Origin of the sequence: Variovorax gracilis (assembly GCF_030317115.1) — a bacterium.
In the GTDB taxonomy this organism is placed as follows: Bacteria; Pseudomonadota; Gammaproteobacteria; order Burkholderiales; family Burkholderiaceae_C; genus Variovorax; species Variovorax gracilis.
Genome location: NZ_JASZYF010000014.1, coordinates 1 through 15,124, shown reverse-complemented (window position 1 = coordinate 15,124; position 15,124 = coordinate 1). Strand labels below are relative to the sequence as shown.

Below are 15,124 nucleotides of genomic sequence, written 5' to 3'. Positions count from 1 at the left end.
CGTTCATCCCTGTGCGCCCGCGGCCAATTGGCAACTGTTCCGGGCGGTCGTGCAGCCTTTCAGGGCGTCATCGAGGCGGGGGCGGCAGTTCTTCTCCTTGGCGTTCTTGCAGAACTGGTAGTCGGCCCTGGCGGTCTGCTTGCACGTGCTGAATCGGAGTTCGCAGGGGGTCTGGCTGCCGCCGTTGCCTTGGGCCGCGGCAAGGCCCGAAGCGGCAGCGACGATCCATGCGGCAGATCGGAGCGCAGTACTTCTCATGTGCGTGCCTCGGTGAGTTACCGGCCCACCGTCGACATGACGGTCGCACGGCACCTGGCCTGCTCGGAAGGATGCAGCAGACGGCAATTGTCGAGGGCGCGTCGCTGCATGTCGCTCAGCCGGGGCTGATTGTGCCGCGGGGGAGCGCCATGGTTCCAGTGTCGCGGCGGAGGGCTGTGCCAGTGCTGCTGATGTGGGGGACGGTGCCAGTTCTGGTTGTGATTCCATCGGCGACCGGACCCGCGCTGCCAACCCCTGTCCCACATGCAGCGCTCGAAGTTCACGCCTCGCCGGTCGCAAGCCCTGAGGTCGCGATCGAACTGCGGGCTGTTGTGCCACTGGGCAGAGGCGGACCCGGCCGACATGAGCGCTGCCATCACCAGGAGGAGGGTCGAGATCAGCTTCTTCATGGCACGGAATATTGCACCCGCATGCTGATTGCGCAAGGCTGCGCATCAGGCGCGGGTAAGACCTCGTTGTTGCCGCTGCGTCGATCGGAGTAAGGTCGCTCGCCGTTCACTCCTCCATAGGAGCCTGCCATGGCACACCTGCCCGAGATCGGCATCCGCAACCGCGACGACATCGCGCGCGTCGAGTCTGAGATGGCGCTCGACCAGCGCCTGCCCGAGCGCAGCATCCTGGACGTGTTCATTGGCGCCGCCGCTCGCCAGCCCGAGCGGACCGCGCTCACGATGCTGATGACCGGCGCGCCCGACGAGCAGCCACGCCGCGTCAGCTACCTCGAACTGCTGGGCCTGATCCGGCGCGCGGCCAACCTGTTCGCGACGCTGGGCGGCCCGCGCCCCGGCGTTGCCTACATGCTGCCCAGCCTGGTCGAGACCCATGCGACGCTGTGGGGCGCGGAGACGGCGGGCTACGCAGTGCCCATCAACTTCCTGCTGCAACCCGCGCACATTGCCGGCTTGCTGAAGGCCTCCGGTGCCCGCCTGCTCGTCGCCCTCGGCCCCCATCCGGTGCTGGACATCTGGCAGAAGGCGCTGGCCTTGCGTGACGAGATCCCGGGGCTGAAGCTGCTGCGCGTCGCGCCGCCGGGCACGCCGCTCGAAGAAGGAGTGATCGATTTCCACACGGCGCTGATGGCACAGCCCGACGATCGTCTGGTGTTCGGCGAGCCGGCGCGCGACGACGACGTGGCGGCCTACTTCCACACTGGCGGCACCACCGGCGCGCCCAAGCTGGTGTCGCACACACACCGCAGCCAACTGGTGGCCGCGCTGGGCGGCGCCATCCTCGGCGACATGCGGCCGACCGACACCCTCACGGCCACGCTGCCCCTGTTCCACGTCGGCGGCACCATCTTCTGCGGCCTGAGCGCCTTCATGGCCGGGATGGGGCTGCTGGTCATGTCGCCCGGCGGGCTGCGCAACCCGGCGATGGTGCAAGGCTTCTGGCGCCTGGCGAGCCAGTACCGCGCCACGCTGGTGGGAGGGGTGCCCACCTCTGTGGGCGCGCTGCTGGACGTCCCGCTGGCGGACGCCGACATCAGCGCCGTCCGCGCCGGCTTCTGCGGCGCCGCGTCGCTGCCGGCCGCGGTCGGCGAGCGCTTCAGGCAGATCACCCGCCGCGGCCTGTTCGAGGTGTACGGCATGACCGAGGCCTCGGGTCTGATCGCGATCGACGCGGTGGGCGGCAGCGGCGGCATCGGCTCGGTCGGCTGGGCGCTGCCCTATACGAGCGTCGTCGTGCGGCGGCTGGAAGCCGGCCGCGGGCTGGGGCCGGCCTGCGAGACGGGCGAGGTTGGCGTGATCACCGTCGCCGGCCCTCATGTGTCGCCCGGCTACCGCGATCCCGAGCACGACAAGGGTGTCTTCGAAGGCGGCGTGCTCAACAGCGGCGACCTGGGCTACACCGATGCGGACGGGCGCATCCGCATCGCCGGCCGCGCGAAGGACCTGATCATCCGCAGCGGCCACAACATCGACCCGCTGATGATCGAGAACGCCATGGCTTCGCATCCGGCCGTGATGCTGGCCGCTGCGGTGGGAATGCCCTGCGCCTACGCCGGCGAACTGCCGGTGTGCTACGTGGCGCTGCGACCTGGCGCCAGTGCCACCGAGGAAGAACTGCGCGAGCACGCGGAGCGCACGATCGGCGAGCGCCCGGCGTGGCCGAAGCAGATCCACGTCGTCGAGGCCATCCCGCTCACGTCGGTGGGCAAGATCTACAAGCCCCAGTTGCGCTGCGATGCCGCGTTGCGCCTGGTCACGAGCCTGGTGCGCGAACAGCTCCGGCTGCCCGATGCGCAGGTGCAGGTGGCCGAGGGCGGCCGCCGCGGCATGACGGTCAGCGTGACCCTGCCGGAGACCGCCCGGGAGTCGATACCCCAGGTCGAGCAGGCCCTCGCGGGCTATCTGTTCGAGGCGCGTGTCGCGTCGCGCTGACCCTCATTGGATGGATGCCTGCACCTTCGCCAGCTCGGTGCGATAGAGCTGCACCAGCGCCGGGTCATAGGACGCAGCGAACTTGTCCGCGACCGGCTTGGTCAACTCACGCATCTTGGTGAGGGTCGCTTGCGGCACGTCGTTGACGAGCATGCCCTTCGCCTCGAGCTCCTTGCGGGCGCCCGATGAGGCCTCGCGACTGAGCTTGCGTTGATAGGCGCCGGCTTCCGCCACCGACTCCTGGATGATCTTCTGGTCGGCGGGCGAGAGCTTGTCCCAGACCTTCTTGCTGATCACCACCGGGTTGGCCGTGTACACGTGGTTGGTGACGCTCATGTACTTCTGCACCTCGTAGAACTTGCTGGTCAGCACCACGCTGAACGGGTTCTCCTGGGCATCCATCGCCCTCGACTCCAGCGCGCCATACAACTCGGGGAAAGGCATCGGCACGGGATTGGTCCCGAGCGCGCCGAAGCTCTCGATGAACAGGGGATTCGGGATCACGCGCAGCTTCAGGCCCTTGAGGTCTTCGATGTTGACGATCGGCTTGCGGCTGTTGGTGAAGTTGCGAAACCCCGTTTCCCAGAACGCCAGCCCGATCAACCCTTTCTCGGGCAGCTTCGCCATCAGCGCCTGGCCGAAGGGCCCGGCAAGGAGCGCGTCGACCTGTTCGGCCTTGCTGAAGGAAAAGGGCACGTCCAGCAGCGTGAACTCCTTGACCACCGCGCCCATGACCGTCGCGGAGGGCAGGGTGATGTCCTGCACGCCGCCTTGCACGGCGCTGAGTTGCTGCTGCTCGCCGCCGACCGTTCCGCCGCCGAGTTCCTGCACCCGCATCCTGCCGCCGCTCTTCGCGGCGACGATCTCGCCCAGCTTCTGGGTCGCCAGAGAGATCGGATGGCCCGCCTGGACGACGTGGCCGAAGCGGATGATCTGCTCCTGGGTCTGCGCGGACGCGCCGGCACAGGCGGCAACGAGTGCGGCGAAGGTGAGTAGGCTGCGAAGTCTCATGGGATGTCTCCTGTCTATTGCGGGTGAAGTGAGTTCAGGCGTCTCAAGCGACATCGGCCGGCGTGGCCGAGTACGAGAGCGAAAACAGGTCGCTGGTCTGGCCCGAAGAAGCGCCGAGCTGCACGAGCGACCTTTCGTCGAGGTCTGAACGCGCGAGCGCTTCGAGGGCTGCGGGGTCGTAGCCGAGGACGACAAGGACCCAGTCCGCCACCTGGTCGGAAGAGCCCCGGATCTTCTGCTCCGTGGTCTGGGCGATCGCAGGCGTCTCGTGCCTGAGCAGGTGGGCGCCGGTCAGGCCGGGCCGTGTCACCAGTGTCGGAAAGAGGGATGCGAGCGACGATCGAAGCGCATCATCCCGCCCGGCGGCGGGCGACAGACGCACCGTCAAGGCCTGCCTCGCAACGCCGCTGCCGCGGCTTTCCAGCACGTGCGATTGGCAGCGCACCATGTTCCGGTGGTGCGGCATCATCTTTGTCGACCAGGGGCTCGGCGCATTCAGGCGCTCCAGGTAGGCCGGCGATGACAGCGTGGCGTGTGCCTCCAGCTCATACATGACGAAGATGCCCTCGCCGCCGGTCGCGCTCGTCCAGCGGGTGCCGCGGCGAAAGCCCGGGATGCCGAGCCGCTCCGGAAAGTGCTCGTGGGAGTGCCAGTCTTCGAACTCCACCTTCATCGCGCGATCCATGTTCCACCACATGGCCAGCGCAGCTCTTCCAAGTAAGGACATCCGGGTTCCCGCCTCCGATTGAAGTGGAGCGCATGATGTCAGAAAGTTGAATGCCGTTCAAATTATCTATAGCATTCAAATTTTGAAAGCCTAAGGATTGCATGAGCGGCGCACTCGAAAAATCGCTGGACATCCTCGAATACCTCACCGACTACCCCGACGGTGTGGCCCTCGCCCAGATCTCCACGGACCTGAACCAGTTGCGCAGTGGCTGCCATCGCGCGCTGCAGGAACTCATCCGCTATGGCTACGTGCGCCAGATGCCGCAGCGAGGCGACTACGCGCTCACCACCAAGATGGCGTCGATGGGGCTCAGCTTCCTGAGCAAGTCCGGCGTCCTCGACATCGCCCAGCCGGTGATCGATCGCCTGGCGAAAGCCACCGGCGAGCTGGTGCGCCTCGCGATCGTCGATGGAGACCGGCTGACGCTCGTCGCCAAGGCGCAGGGTGCGAAGTCGGGCCTGCTGTACGACCCCGACATGGGCATCGACCTGCGGCTGTCGTGCAGTGCGGCGGGGCAGGCATGGCTCATGACCTTGCCCGAAGACGTGGCGATCGAGTACGTGTCGCGCCAGGGCATCGGCGAGCCGAAGAACTTCGGTCCCAACGCACCCACGAGCATCAAGGCGTTGCTCAAGATCCTGGACGAGCACCGCAAGCGCCGCTTCAGCATCATCCAGGACGCCTACGCACCCGGCATGAGTTCCATGGCCGCGCCCATCCAGCGCGCCAACGAATCCACGACCGGCGTCGTCATCATTGCCGGCCCCTCGGCCCGGCTGACCCTGAAGCGGATGGTCCAGTTCGGCCCGGCGCTGCTGGCCGCCGCGGAGGAACTGGTGGTGCAGGGCAATTCCTCCGCGCTGCTCAAGTCCGCCAATGTCGGCACCTGGGGCAACATCATCGCCAAGCGGCGCGCGAAGGTCGGCCGCTAGCCCGCCGCGCCGAACATCGGTTCGGGCAGGCCTTTCACGCCGACCTCCACCGCCAGCAGCGCGCCCGCCAGCGGCTCGGTGGCGAGGACCTCCGGCGCGATCATCTTCGTCGCGGTCGTGATGTAGAGGGTGCCCAGGTCCGGGCCGCCGAAACACACGCAGGTGGGGTTGGTAACCGGAAGCTCGATCACGCGGTCGATCTTGCCGGCGGGCGTGTAGCGGATCACGCGATGTCCCGCGAACACGGCATTCCAGACGCATCCGTCGCTGTCCACGCAGGCACCGTCGGGCCTTCCCTTGTCGTTCGAGTAGTCGGCGAAGACCCGTCGATTGGACAAGGCCCCATCGTCAGGATCGAGATCGAACGCCCAGATCTTGAAGCGACGTGTGTCGGACATGTAGAGGGTCCGGTCGTCGGGCGAGGTCGTGACCGAGTTGGTCACGATGATGTCGTCGAACAGCCAGTGCGCGACACCCGACGGGTCCACGCGATAGAAGCTTCCGAGAGGCTCCTGGATGGCCGCGTCCATGGTGCCGATCCACAGGCGGCCGCGCCGGTCGCAGCGGCCGTCGTTCAGTCGCGTGCGCCTGTCGGCGGGTTCCACGTCGACGATGTGCTTCAGCGTCGACGTCACGGGGTCGAAGCGGTGAAGGCTGTTGTCGAGTCCGACGACGAATCCGCCTTCGCGATGCAACGCGAGGCTCCCCGCGAAGGTGCTCCCGAACGGATGCACATCGTGCTTTCCGGTGCGCTCGTCGAACGACTGGAGCCTGGGCCGCTCGATGTCGATCCACCAGATCTTTTCGCTGCGCGGACACCATAAGGGCGTCTCGCCCAACTGGTCTCGGGAGTGGGTCACGACTCGGACGGTGTCTCTCATGGCGAGGTTGCTCCCAGCTCAAGCCCCGCCCGTCGCCCGAAAGCGTTCCGGGTGTGTTGCGAAAAATGCACTGCGTAGTACCTTTACATGCATTTGTTGTTACGTTTGTATACGTTTGGGCTACTATCGCCTCATCGAACGAGGTCAAAAGTATGAATACCTATCAGACACCCAGCCAGGCAACCGGCGTTGCGCGCACTCTCAGCAAAAGCGCGCAGAGCACCATCGTTGTCTACAAGACCGCTGAAAACAGGTTCGTCACGGCCAGCCCGAAAGATTCGGTGCGCGGCCTGGTGCTGGGTGCCTTTCGCAATGGCTACGGGATTCCGGTTGGCGAAGCGTTGAGGTAAGGGGGCGATGTCTGCCCGGCGCTGTGGTGCAGAGGCTTATTCCTCCGAACCAGCCGACTGGAAGTGAATGAGGTTGTTGCGCAGCGACACGATCGCCTTCTGCATTCGCGCAAATTCGTCGGGCGCAAGGCCCGGCGCATCCTTGATGTCCAGTTCCATGCGCTTCTCGCGCAGCCGGCGGCCGGCCTTGGTCAGCTTGACTCGCACTTGGCGCTCGTCTTCGGGGTCGCGCTGCCTCTCCAGGTAACCCATCGCCTCGAGCTTCTTCAGCATCGGCGTGAGCGTGTTCGATTCGAGAAACAGCTTTTCGCCCAACCTGCCGACGGTCTGGTTGTCTTCCTCCCAGAGCGCGATGATGGTGATGTACTGCGTGTAGGTCAGCCCGAGCTGGTCGAGGACCGGCTTGTAGGTCTTGCCGAAGGCCAGGTTCGCGGAATAGACCGCAAAACAGAGGAAGTCGCAGAGCCTCAAGTCCTCGGTGTCCGCCTTGTCGGTCGATTTCATTTGCATCCTTTCGCAAGAGACGAGCTTCCCGGAAGAGGCGGATTATGAATCGTATGCGATGCCATCGCAAGCTATCTAATGATCACGAAAGAAGCCCGCAGACACGTCTGCGGGCTTCTGCGGACCAGGAGGATGATCGAAGTCAGACGTCGATCACCGCCCATGCCCTGCGGTGCGTCACGAAGTGACGACGTTCACCGCCACGTCGATGTTGCCCCGGGTGGCCTTCGAGTACGGGCAGATGTCGTGCGCGCCGTGGGCAATGGCCTCCGCGACTTCCTGCGCCACGCCGGGCACGCGCACCAGGAACCGGGCCTGGATGAAGTAGGCCTGGCCCGTCTGGCCGAGATCGACTTCGATATCGACGGACAGATCGGACGGAAGCACCACATTCCTTTCCTTGGCCACGAGTCCGATCGCAGCGGTGTAGCAGGCCGACCAGGCACCGGCAAACAACTGTTCCGCGGTGGGATGCGGCTGGATGGCCGGAAACAGGTGCGCCGGCTTGCCGCCGGGCGACGAAAGCTCGATGTCGAGACGATCGTAGTTGCCGCGCGAGGCGCCGCTGACCGTGGTGTGCGTCTTGCCTGTGACCAGGACTTTTTCGATCTTGCTCATGGGATGGAATCCTTCAGTTGCGTTGGGGTAGAGAGTCGAGGGTGAACTTGATAGCGTATGCGATTGCATCGTGTACGATATAAATGATGTGCTTACATGTGCTTGGTTTCAATGAAATGGCGAGACGCTGGCGGATGGTGGAGTGCCATGTTTGTCCTCAAGTGGATCGGTTGTCATCGTATGCGATTGAATCGTATGCGATGGCACGAATCATAGCCGGCCAGAAGCCGAAGTCAAGCGACGCGAGCGAGTCAATTGGTAACAAGGAGAACCCGGCCGATAGACGTTCCAAATAAGAATGATTATCATCTGTCCGCCCGAGTACGTAAGTCTTGTTCGACGCAAAGGGCTCCTGAAAGGAGTTGTCGATGAAGACTTCCGCATCAGAGCGGCTGTGCGAATGGGAGCGCACGGTGCGCACCGGCACCGATGCCGCGCGCTGCCGGGCCGAGGTGGCTCGCCGTCATGCCGCCGCGCGCGCGTCGGTTTGAGTGACATCCCCATCGACATGGCGGAGATCCGAAACAAGGCCGTCGCCGCAGATCGAATGCGCCTGCGCTCCTGGATCGGCCGTGCCATCGCATGCGCCGGCGGGATCGTGCTGCTCATGCAGTTCGGACAATACGTTCACGGCAATCCGGTGGTGCTCAGTGCATTGATCGGCGGGTCGGTGGCCGCGCTGGCGACCGCGCTGGGCACGCTGCCGGTGCTGTTCTCGCAACGCCTGTCGGATCGCGTGCAGGACACGCTGTTCGGCTTCGGCGCCGGCGTGATGCTAGCCGCCAGCGCGTTCTCGCTGGTGATCCCCGGCATCGAGGCTGCCAAGGCGGCTCCCACGTTCGGCGGCAGCGCCTGGACCGCTGGTGGAATCGTCGGCATGGCGATCCTGCTGGGTGCGCTGGCGCTTCTCATGATGGACAAACTCCTGCCGCACGAGCATTTCATCAAGGGTCGCGAGGGGCATGCCGCGCAAAAGCTGCGACGCACCTGGTTGTTCGTGATCGCCATTGCGTTGCACAACCTGCCCGAGGGTCTCGCCATCGGCGTGGGTTACGCCGGCAACGAAGGATTGCGTGGCAACGCGTTGGCGATGGGGATCGCCATCCAGGACGTGCCCGAGGGACTCGTGGTCGCCGCTGCGCTGCTGGCCGCGGGCTACAAGCGCTCGTTCGCCGTCGCGCTCGGCGCGGCATCGGGTCTGGTCGAACCCATCGGCGCCGTGCTGGGAGCGGCCGTCGTCGGCTATTCGGCCGCGATGCTCCCTTGGGGCCTCGGCTTCGCGGCCGGCGCGATGCTCTTCGTGATCAGCCACGAGATCATTCCCGAATCGCACCGCAAGGGTCACGAGGCCTTTGCCACCGGCGGCTTGATGGTGGGCTTCGTGCTCATGATGCTGCTCGACACGGCATTGGCCTGAGCGACAGTCATATGGATGCATCCCAAGTTCCCGCGCACGATCTCGATCATCTGATCGGCGAACACCACGCGCTCATGCGCCACTACGGCCAGGTGCAGTTGCGCTGCGACGAGCTGGTGCGCGCGCAGGCCACCGAGATCGAGATGCTGCGTGCCCAGGTCGTGCGATTGCGCGCCGCCGTCATCGTGCGCGACACGGCATTGGCGTGGGCGCAGGAACATCGCCTGGAAGACAGCCTTGTCGCGGCCGATCTCGTGATCTGCCAGACCGGTTGTCTCAGCCACGGCGCGTACTGGCGCGTGCAGGACACTTGCAGGCGCACCGGCAAGGTCTGCGTGCTGGTCGAGGAGCCCGACGCCGTTCGCATCGTGCGGATCCACCATCCACCGGCGCGAGAAACTGCCTCCGGATGAGCGTCAGCACGGCAGGCGGTCGGTACTGGCCTTCAGTCCAACGCTGAACCCGGCGGCATCATGGCGCTCGCCATCGGCGAGACCGTGAGCGAGCCAGACGGCTATGCCGCCGCCCGCGCGCCCTGCAAGCTCGCGCGACCCGCGCGAGTCACGGCGCCGCCGATGGGCTCCAGCCAACTCATGCGATAGAGCGCGGCGAGCACCAACAGACCGCCAAAGAAGATGTACGACTGCAGGACATTGAGCCGGCTGTCGGCGAAGAGGTTGGTGAGCGTCACGAACGATTGGCTCGTGAGCGTGAAGCCGAGCCAGAACAGTGGCAGCGTCCATTGCCCGAACGGCCGTGATTGCATCACTGAAGGCAGCATGACCGCGAAGATAGGGAAGAGGACGCCATAGTGGTGCTCCCATGCCACCGGCGACGCGATCGTGAGGCTTAGCATCACCAGCGACATGTCGATCAGCGTCGGGCGCTTGCGCAGGCGCCAGAACATCGCAGCGCCGAGGATGAGCGCGCTGGAAGCGAGCGTCGCCATGTGCACGATCCGGTGGTACGGCGGGATGTCCGTGCCCGACCAGAGCAGGCCCCTGCCTTCCAGGTTGATGCCGTTGAACAGCAGCCGGTGCATCAGTCCGTTCACCGACTGGTTGATGAAATAGCTCTCGCCGTGCCGGCTCAGGAACGACAGCACGGGCAGGTAGCCGACCACATTGTCGAATCCGTAGGCCGCCAGCGCCAACCCCAATATGACCGCACCCGTCAGCGCCGCAGCGATGGCGAATTTCCATTCGCGCCTGAAGAGTGCCCAGACGACGAAGAACGCCCACTGCGGCTTGACGCAGGCGCACATCGCGATCAGCACGCCGGCCGCGATGGGTCGATCACGCTGCCACGCCAGGAGCGCGAGGGCCGCAAGCAAGGTGAGCGAGGTCTGGATCTGTCCGTGGGCCTCGGACCGTGCGATCGGATAGAACATCGCGACGCTGAACAGGCTCAGCGCCAGAAGCACCGCATGCGTCAGCGGCGGGATGCGCGCCCGCTGCGCGTCGGGATGGGCGGCGCGGATGGCGCCCGTCATGAGCATGTAGAAGACGACACCGATCGCGATCACGCAAAAGCGCGACAGCACCTTGTAGAAGAGGATCACCGAATCCAGGTCGGCATGAAAGACCCATCGCGGAACGTCCAGCAGCAGCAGAGAAGTCAACGGATACTGGAACTTGACGTGCTGCTCGAAGAAGAGCGACTGGTACAACGGTACATCGGGATGCTGCTGCAATTGCTCGACCGCCCTCTGCATCGGCATCCACGAATCGGTACCTGCGTACGGCGCCAGCAGAAAGCGCGCGTAGCTCATCGTGCTGTGCGCGGGCAGTCCATCGATGAGCGTCGCGATCGCGCACACCAGCAGGCCGCTGGCCTGCAGCATTGCCCAGGTGCGCCATGTCCGCGCATGAGGATCGGTTCCGGCGTTCCGCGCCAGACCCGGTATGGGGGGCTCGAGCCGCCAGAGCGCGAGCAACGCAAGGCCTGAAAGCAGCGCGATGGCGAACAGTAGCAAGGACTTCATCGCGTTTCGATCCTATTGAAGATGAGGAGACCATTGCGTGAGCTTGGCCGCCGCGAACGCGAAGGTCTCCGCGTTCTCGAAGGCCGCCATGCCGCCCGCCACCAGCGCCATCACGGGCGCGATGCGCCCGAGCTCGGAGTGCCGTGCGAACACCGTCACGACCATCAGCAGCGGCAGGAAATGCGCAGCGTAGAGAAAGGTCTCCTCGCCATAGAAGAGATGCAGCACCACCTGCGATGCCAGCGTCACGCCGACCACCAGGGCGAACCTGCGCCACTGGGGCAGTCGCAGGAGCCCCCGCGCGCCTGCCACGAGAAGAACGGTCCACAACGCGAGCGAGACGATGCCCTGCCAATCGGCGGCGATCGGGCTGACCTGGACCGTGACCCAGTTCAGTTTGGGCGCAAGCGCTTCCTTGACCTGGGGGAGAGGCGCGAGGATCGGCGACCAGAACATGCCGGCGAGTTTGTCGAGCGGAGTGCCCGACTGCGCCAGGTTCACGTAGGACAACTCTTCGCGGCTTCCGAGGAAGAACATGAGCGCGAGCCGGTAGAGCAAGCGCTGCACGACGGCGATCACCGCGATGATCGCGAAGGCGATTGCGCTGATGCGCAGCGCCCGGCGCCAAGGGCGGTTCGCCGCTGCCACTGCAAGGCCGGCAACCCAGTTCGTGACGGTGATGCTGAGGCTCATCGCGCTCGCAGCGATCAGCAGCCGGTCGCTCACGGGGCGATGCACTGCCGTCGCGCCGACCAGCAGCGTCAGCAGCAAGGACAGCGAGCCGAGCGCAAAGGTCTCGGGCACCGAGAACCAGAACTGGAACGCCGCGCTGCCGATCGCGAGCGCGCAGAAGCACACGGCTTCCCACCATCGGGCGCCGATCAGCCGGCACAGCGCGTAGAAGGCGGCCACCCACAGGGCCGCCACCAGCAGGATGAACCGCAATGCGGCCTGGATGTCGCTGCCCGGCCAGATGGCGCGCATGCCCTGCACGATCGGATGCGTCACGATCGAGGCGATCGGATGCACCTTGGTACGGTAGTGGTTGCTCGCCATGCTCGTCATGTTCGCGAGCACTCGCGGGATGTCCGCCTCGAACCAGGCGTCGCCGCCGTGCTCGCCGTACAGGGCCGGTGGCAACTGGCGCGAAAGCCCTCCCAGCAGCACAAGAGCCAGTCCGATCAAGACGACAACAACGGCGGCGTCTCGCGCCAGGATCATCCGTTGACGCACGCGATCAGCCCGCGGCCCACAGCACGATGGCCGCGATGCAAACCGTCAATTGGCTCACCCAGTCGCGCGCAGCGAAGACCACGGGATCGTCGTGCAGCGCACCACGCACGGCCTTGAGCCAGATCCGCAGCACCCAGAACAGGAAGACAGGCACCAGCGTCCACAGCAGTTGGGGCTCGGAGTAGCGCAGCATCATGTCCTGGTCGTGGAAGTACAGACTCAGCAGCAGCGCCGCCATCTGACCCGCGGCGATACCCGCACACAGCACGAAGGGCATGTCGACTGCGTGATAGCCGCGCTCGCGGCTCATGCGGTCGATTTCTTCCTGCGTGCCCATCAGCTCGACGTAGCGCTTCGCCAGCGCGAGGCTGAGGAACAGGAAGATCGAGAAGGACAGCATCCAGTACGACAGCGGCAATCCGGCCGCAGCCGCACCGGCACCGACGCGCACCGTGTAGAGCCCGGCCAGGGCAAACACGTCGACGAGGGCGCGACGCTTGAGGAAGAACGAGTACGCGAGCGTGAGCGCGAGGTAGAGCGTGAGCATCGCCATGAATTGCCATGGCAGCGCCAGCACCGATATCAGCAGCGATGTAGTGGCCAGCGAAACCGACATCTGCATGCCGTCCGCGATGGAGATTTCACCGGAAGCGAAAGGGCGGAACTTCTTTCGCTTGTGCCGCCGGTCCGATTCGAGATCGAGCAGATCGTTGAGCACGTAGATGCTGGACGCCATCAGGCCGAAGGCCAGGAAAGCGATGCAGGCATTTCCGATGAGCGATGCATCGAGCTCGTGCAGCACCGGCAGCAGCGGCAGGAAGATCAGAAGGTTCTTCAGCCACTGGTGAAGCCGCACGCCATAGAGGTAGCGATGAAAGGCCACCGACGGAATCTCGAGGTGCGTCGTGGCGGGCGTATGCCGGGCCGCACGCGCCGCGAGCCTTCCCGTGCTGCCGACCACGACCGCCTCGTCGGCCTCCCGCCAGATGGGAAGGTCCACGGGCTGGTCGCCGATGTAGTCGAATGGTTCACCGCCGGCATCGACCTTGATGGCGTCGAGCTTGGCCGCGCCGCTCAGGTTGCGATCGCCGTCGGAGGCGAGAACAGCGTCGAACAGATCCAGGTGCCGCGCGATCTCGTGCGCGAACTTCTCGTCGCTCGCGGTCGCCAGCACCACCCGGCGCCCCTTGTCCCGCGCGGCCTGGATCATCGCGAGCACCTCGGGCCGGTAGGGCAGCGTGGTGACGTCGATGTCCACGCGATCGGCCAGTTCGCGCTTGAGCACGGCCTTGCCCCGTGCGACCCACAGCGGAAGTTTGAGCAGGGCCCACGGTGCCACGCGGGGCAGTTTGAACAAGGACTCGTGCAGCACGTCGGCCGCGATCAGAGTGCCATCAAGGTCGACATAGAGTGCACGCGTGTTTGCCACGTATTTCCTTCAGGACCGCGCCAGTACGACCACACCGGCCAGGATGATGAAGATGCCCACGAGGCGTGCGGCAGTGAGTTGCTCGCCGAAGATCTGCCAGGCGAATATCGCCGCGATGACGTAGCCCAGAGAGAGCATCGGGTAGGCCACGGTGACGTCGACGCGGGTGAGCGCAACCACCCACAGGCCGGCGCTGACGAAGTAGCACACGAGGCCCAATGCGATCCACGGCTGGGTGGCTGCGCTCCATGCGGCGGCGCCGATGGACGACATGCTTGTCATCGAGACCGAGCCGATGGTTCTGGCGCCGGCCTTGAGCAGCAATTGCGCTGCCGAATTCAGCAGGACGCCGGACAGGATGATGGAAAAGGTCGGGAAATTCATGGCAATCGGCCGATCGGCCCGGGTTAACCCGCAGTGTGACAAAAAGTTACGGTAACACTAAATCATCAATGTCTGTGTCAGCGGGGGGAGCTTTCAACAACTTTTCTGCGTAAAGCTGCGAAGTATTCATGCCATGTGAAACCTGCTGAGCAACTACCATGCGCGGCAATGCTGATTCTTCGTCGATCGATCACGGTGTGTGCGTGGCTCGTGCTGGCGGCCTGCAGTTCCACGGCGCCGCTGCCGGTCGGCCGCAGCGCGCGGCCATCGCTGATCTCGGCCGAGCAATCCAGGGATGCGGCGATCCATGCCATGGGGCTGGTGGGCACGCCGTACCGCTATGGCGGCAATACGGTCGATGGAGGCTTCGACTGCAGCGGGCTCATCGCCTTCGTCTATCGCGAGAGCGCGGGCTTGGCGACGCCGCGCACCGTCGCCCAACTCGCGGGCTTCGGTGACATGGTGTCGCGAGACGCGCTGCGCACAGGCGATCTGGTGATCTTCGGCGGCAACAGGCCGACGCATGCCGGGATCTATGTAGGCGAGAACCGCTTCGTCCACGCGCCGTCGACGGGCGGAGAGGTTCGGCTCGATCGCATCGATGGTCCCTACTGGTCGCGCCAGAGGATGGACGTCAGGCGCCCCTGATCGCCCGGGACCTCCACGACGCGTCAATTTCTCCGCGCGTTTCGGTGCAGGTGTTGTCGTTGCGCAAATGGAGCCTTGCTTCGCTGAAAGATGTGAAACCGAAGGTGGCTGCCCAAGAGGAGCGACACAACCGGTTGCGTGTGTGAAGACCGGCGGGCTTGCCCGCACCTATCGTGCTTGGCTCAACTGGCTCCGGCTGAGGCTCTCATCAACTTCAACAAAGTGAGGCTTTCATGTTCGACCGACGCACCCTTGCAGCTTGCTGCGCGCTTGTCCTCCCGTATGGCGCCTGCCTTGCGCAGACCACCTTCGCAGCGGATCAGTACTACGACAACCGGTGGTA

At 65.0% G+C, this 15,124-nt stretch carries 17 protein-coding genes; 7 read left to right on the top strand and 10 right to left on the bottom strand.

Annotated elements, in window-relative coordinates; all coding sequences use genetic code 11:
- Positions 1–3 precede the first annotated feature (3 nt).
- Complete coding sequence (locus QTH97_RS23390; RefSeq protein WP_286570863.1) at positions 4–258, bottom strand: hypothetical protein; 255 nt, start codon at positions 256–258, stop codon at positions 4–6.
- Between the two features lie 539 nt (positions 259–797).
- On the opposite strand from QTH97_RS23390, the gene QTH97_RS23385 reads away from it, so the two are divergent.
- Positions 798–2,660 carry an AMP-binding protein gene (locus QTH97_RS23385; RefSeq protein WP_286570862.1) on the top strand — a complete coding sequence of 621 codons (1,863 nt, stop codon included), beginning with the start codon at positions 798–800 and terminating at the stop codon, positions 2,658–2,660.
- Positions 2,661–2,663: 3 nt separating this feature from the next.
- Here QTH97_RS23385 and QTH97_RS23380 read toward each other — a convergent pair whose 3' ends face one another.
- Entirely contained in the window at positions 2,664–3,671 is a 1,008-nt protein-coding gene (locus QTH97_RS23380) for a TRAP transporter substrate-binding protein (RefSeq protein WP_286570861.1), read from the bottom strand.
- Between the two features lie 43 nt (positions 3,672–3,714).
- Complete coding sequence (locus QTH97_RS23375) at positions 3,715–4,344, bottom strand: hypothetical protein (RefSeq protein WP_286570860.1); 630 nt, start codon at positions 4,342–4,344, stop codon at positions 3,715–3,717.
- A gap of 155 nt (positions 4,345–4,499) precedes the next feature.
- On the opposite strand from QTH97_RS23375, the gene QTH97_RS23370 reads away from it, so the two are divergent.
- A complete protein-coding gene (locus tag QTH97_RS23370) occupies positions 4,500–5,333 on the top strand; it encodes an IclR family transcriptional regulator (RefSeq protein ID WP_286570859.1) in 834 nt (277 codons plus the stop codon).
- Here QTH97_RS23370 and QTH97_RS23365 read toward each other — a convergent pair.
- Positions 5,330–6,214, bottom strand: a complete 885-nt coding sequence (locus tag QTH97_RS23365; RefSeq protein ID WP_286570858.1) for an SMP-30/gluconolactonase/LRE family protein — start codon at positions 6,212–6,214, stop codon at positions 5,330–5,332. The two genes, QTH97_RS23370 and QTH97_RS23365, sit on opposite strands and share 4 nt — an antisense overlap.
- Before the next feature lie 152 nt (positions 6,215–6,366).
- On the opposite strand from QTH97_RS23365, the gene QTH97_RS23360 reads away from it, so the two are divergent.
- Positions 6,367–6,564, top strand: a complete 198-nt coding sequence (locus QTH97_RS23360; protein WP_286570857.1) for a hypothetical protein — start codon at positions 6,367–6,369, stop codon at positions 6,562–6,564.
- A gap of 36 nt (positions 6,565–6,600) precedes the next feature.
- Here the strand turns inward: QTH97_RS23360 and QTH97_RS23355 are convergent, their stop codons facing one another.
- Both QTH97_RS23355 and QTH97_RS23350 read right to left on the bottom strand, forming a co-directional pair.
- Positions 6,601–7,068 carry a MarR family winged helix-turn-helix transcriptional regulator gene (locus tag QTH97_RS23355; RefSeq protein WP_286570856.1) on the bottom strand — a complete coding sequence of 156 codons (468 nt, stop codon included), beginning with the start codon at positions 7,066–7,068 and terminating at the stop codon, positions 6,601–6,603.
- Between the two features lie 177 nt (positions 7,069–7,245).
- Positions 7,246–7,686 carry an Ohr family peroxiredoxin gene (locus tag QTH97_RS23350; protein WP_286570855.1) on the bottom strand — a complete coding sequence of 147 codons (441 nt, stop codon included), beginning with the start codon at positions 7,684–7,686 and terminating at the stop codon, positions 7,246–7,248.
- Positions 7,687–8,054: 368 nt separating this feature from the next.
- Here QTH97_RS23350 and QTH97_RS23345 point away from each other — a divergent pair, with 368 nt between their 5' ends.
- Genes QTH97_RS23345 through QTH97_RS23335 form a run of 3 tightly spaced genes read left to right on the top strand, consistent with a single transcriptional unit; the run spans position 8,055 to position 9,516 of the window.
- Positions 8,055–8,177: a hypothetical protein gene (locus QTH97_RS23345; RefSeq protein ID WP_286570854.1), complete on the top strand. Its 123-nt coding sequence runs from the start codon at positions 8,055–8,057 to the stop codon at positions 8,175–8,177.
- Positions 8,178–8,194: 17 nt separating this feature from the next.
- Positions 8,195–9,103 carry a ZIP family metal transporter gene (locus tag QTH97_RS23340; RefSeq protein WP_286570969.1) on the top strand — a complete coding sequence of 303 codons (909 nt, stop codon included), beginning with the start codon at positions 8,195–8,197 and terminating at the stop codon, positions 9,101–9,103.
- Positions 9,104–9,114: 11 nt separating this feature from the next.
- Positions 9,115–9,516: a DUF2325 domain-containing protein gene (locus QTH97_RS23335; protein ID WP_506555388.1), complete on the top strand. Its 402-nt coding sequence runs from the start codon at positions 9,115–9,117 to the stop codon at positions 9,514–9,516.
- Between the two features lie 101 nt (positions 9,517–9,617).
- Here the strand turns inward: QTH97_RS23335 and QTH97_RS23330 are convergent, their stop codons facing one another.
- Genes QTH97_RS23330 through QTH97_RS23315 form a run of 4 tightly spaced genes read right to left on the bottom strand, consistent with a single transcriptional unit; the run spans position 9,618 to position 14,133 of the window.
- Positions 9,618–11,087, bottom strand: a complete 1,470-nt coding sequence (locus QTH97_RS23330; RefSeq protein ID WP_286570853.1) for a glycosyltransferase family 87 protein — start codon at positions 11,085–11,087, stop codon at positions 9,618–9,620.
- 12 nt (positions 11,088–11,099) lie between these two features.
- The gene (locus tag QTH97_RS23325; protein WP_286570852.1) at positions 11,100–12,320 is read right to left on the bottom strand and encodes a hypothetical protein; all 1,221 of its coding nucleotides are present in this window, start codon (positions 12,318–12,320) and stop codon (positions 11,100–11,102) included.
- A 4-nt stretch (positions 12,321–12,324) separates the two neighbouring features.
- Positions 12,325–13,749 carry a UbiA family prenyltransferase gene (locus QTH97_RS23320; protein ID WP_286570851.1) on the bottom strand — a complete coding sequence of 475 codons (1,425 nt, stop codon included), beginning with the start codon at positions 13,747–13,749 and terminating at the stop codon, positions 12,325–12,327.
- A gap of 9 nt (positions 13,750–13,758) precedes the next feature.
- Positions 13,759–14,133, bottom strand: a complete 375-nt coding sequence (locus QTH97_RS23315; protein ID WP_286570850.1) for a DMT family transporter — start codon at positions 14,131–14,133, stop codon at positions 13,759–13,761.
- A 168-nt stretch (positions 14,134–14,301) separates the two neighbouring features.
- Here QTH97_RS23315 and QTH97_RS23310 point away from each other — a divergent pair, with 168 nt between their 5' ends.
- Positions 14,302–14,781 carry a C40 family peptidase gene (locus QTH97_RS23310; protein WP_286570849.1) on the top strand — a complete coding sequence of 160 codons (480 nt, stop codon included), beginning with the start codon at positions 14,302–14,304 and terminating at the stop codon, positions 14,779–14,781.
- Positions 14,782–15,124: the final 343 nt, after the last annotated feature.

Coding starts and splice junctions, on each gene's coding strand:
- QTH97_RS23390 (WP_286570863.1), bottom strand. CDS start 258: ATGAGAAGTACTGCGCTCCGATCTGCCGCATGGATCGTCGCTGCCGCT.
- QTH97_RS23385 (WP_286570862.1), top strand. CDS start 798: ATGGCACACCTGCCCGAGATCGGCATCCGCAACCGCGACGACATCGCG.
- QTH97_RS23380 (WP_286570861.1), bottom strand. CDS start 3,671: ATGAGACTTCGCAGCCTACTCACCTTCGCCGCACTCGTTGCCGCCTGT.
- QTH97_RS23375 (WP_286570860.1), bottom strand. CDS start 4,344: ATGAAGGTGGAGTTCGAAGACTGGCACTCCCACGAGCACTTTCCGGAG.
- QTH97_RS23370 (WP_286570859.1), top strand. CDS start 4,500: ATGAGCGGCGCACTCGAAAAATCGCTGGACATCCTCGAATACCTCACC.
- QTH97_RS23365 (WP_286570858.1), bottom strand. CDS start 6,214: ATGAGAGACACCGTCCGAGTCGTGACCCACTCCCGAGACCAGTTGGGC.
- QTH97_RS23360 (WP_286570857.1), top strand. CDS start 6,367: ATGAATACCTATCAGACACCCAGCCAGGCAACCGGCGTTGCGCGCACT.
- QTH97_RS23355 (WP_286570856.1), bottom strand. CDS start 7,068: ATGAAATCGACCGACAAGGCGGACACCGAGGACTTGAGGCTCTGCGAC.
- QTH97_RS23350 (WP_286570855.1), bottom strand. CDS start 7,686: ATGAGCAAGATCGAAAAAGTCCTGGTCACAGGCAAGACGCACACCACG.
- QTH97_RS23345 (WP_286570854.1), top strand. CDS start 8,055: ATGAAGACTTCCGCATCAGAGCGGCTGTGCGAATGGGAGCGCACGGTG.
- QTH97_RS23340 (WP_286570969.1), top strand. CDS start 8,195: ATGGCGGAGATCCGAAACAAGGCCGTCGCCGCAGATCGAATGCGCCTG.
- QTH97_RS23335 (WP_506555388.1), top strand. CDS start 9,115: ATGGATGCATCCCAAGTTCCCGCGCACGATCTCGATCATCTGATCGGC.
- QTH97_RS23330 (WP_286570853.1), bottom strand. CDS start 11,087: ATGAAGTCCTTGCTACTGTTCGCCATCGCGCTGCTTTCAGGCCTTGCG.
- QTH97_RS23315 (WP_286570850.1), bottom strand. CDS start 14,133: ATGAATTTCCCGACCTTTTCCATCATCCTGTCCGGCGTCCTGCTGAAT.
- QTH97_RS23310 (WP_286570849.1), top strand. CDS start 14,302: ATGCTGATTCTTCGTCGATCGATCACGGTGTGTGCGTGGCTCGTGCTG.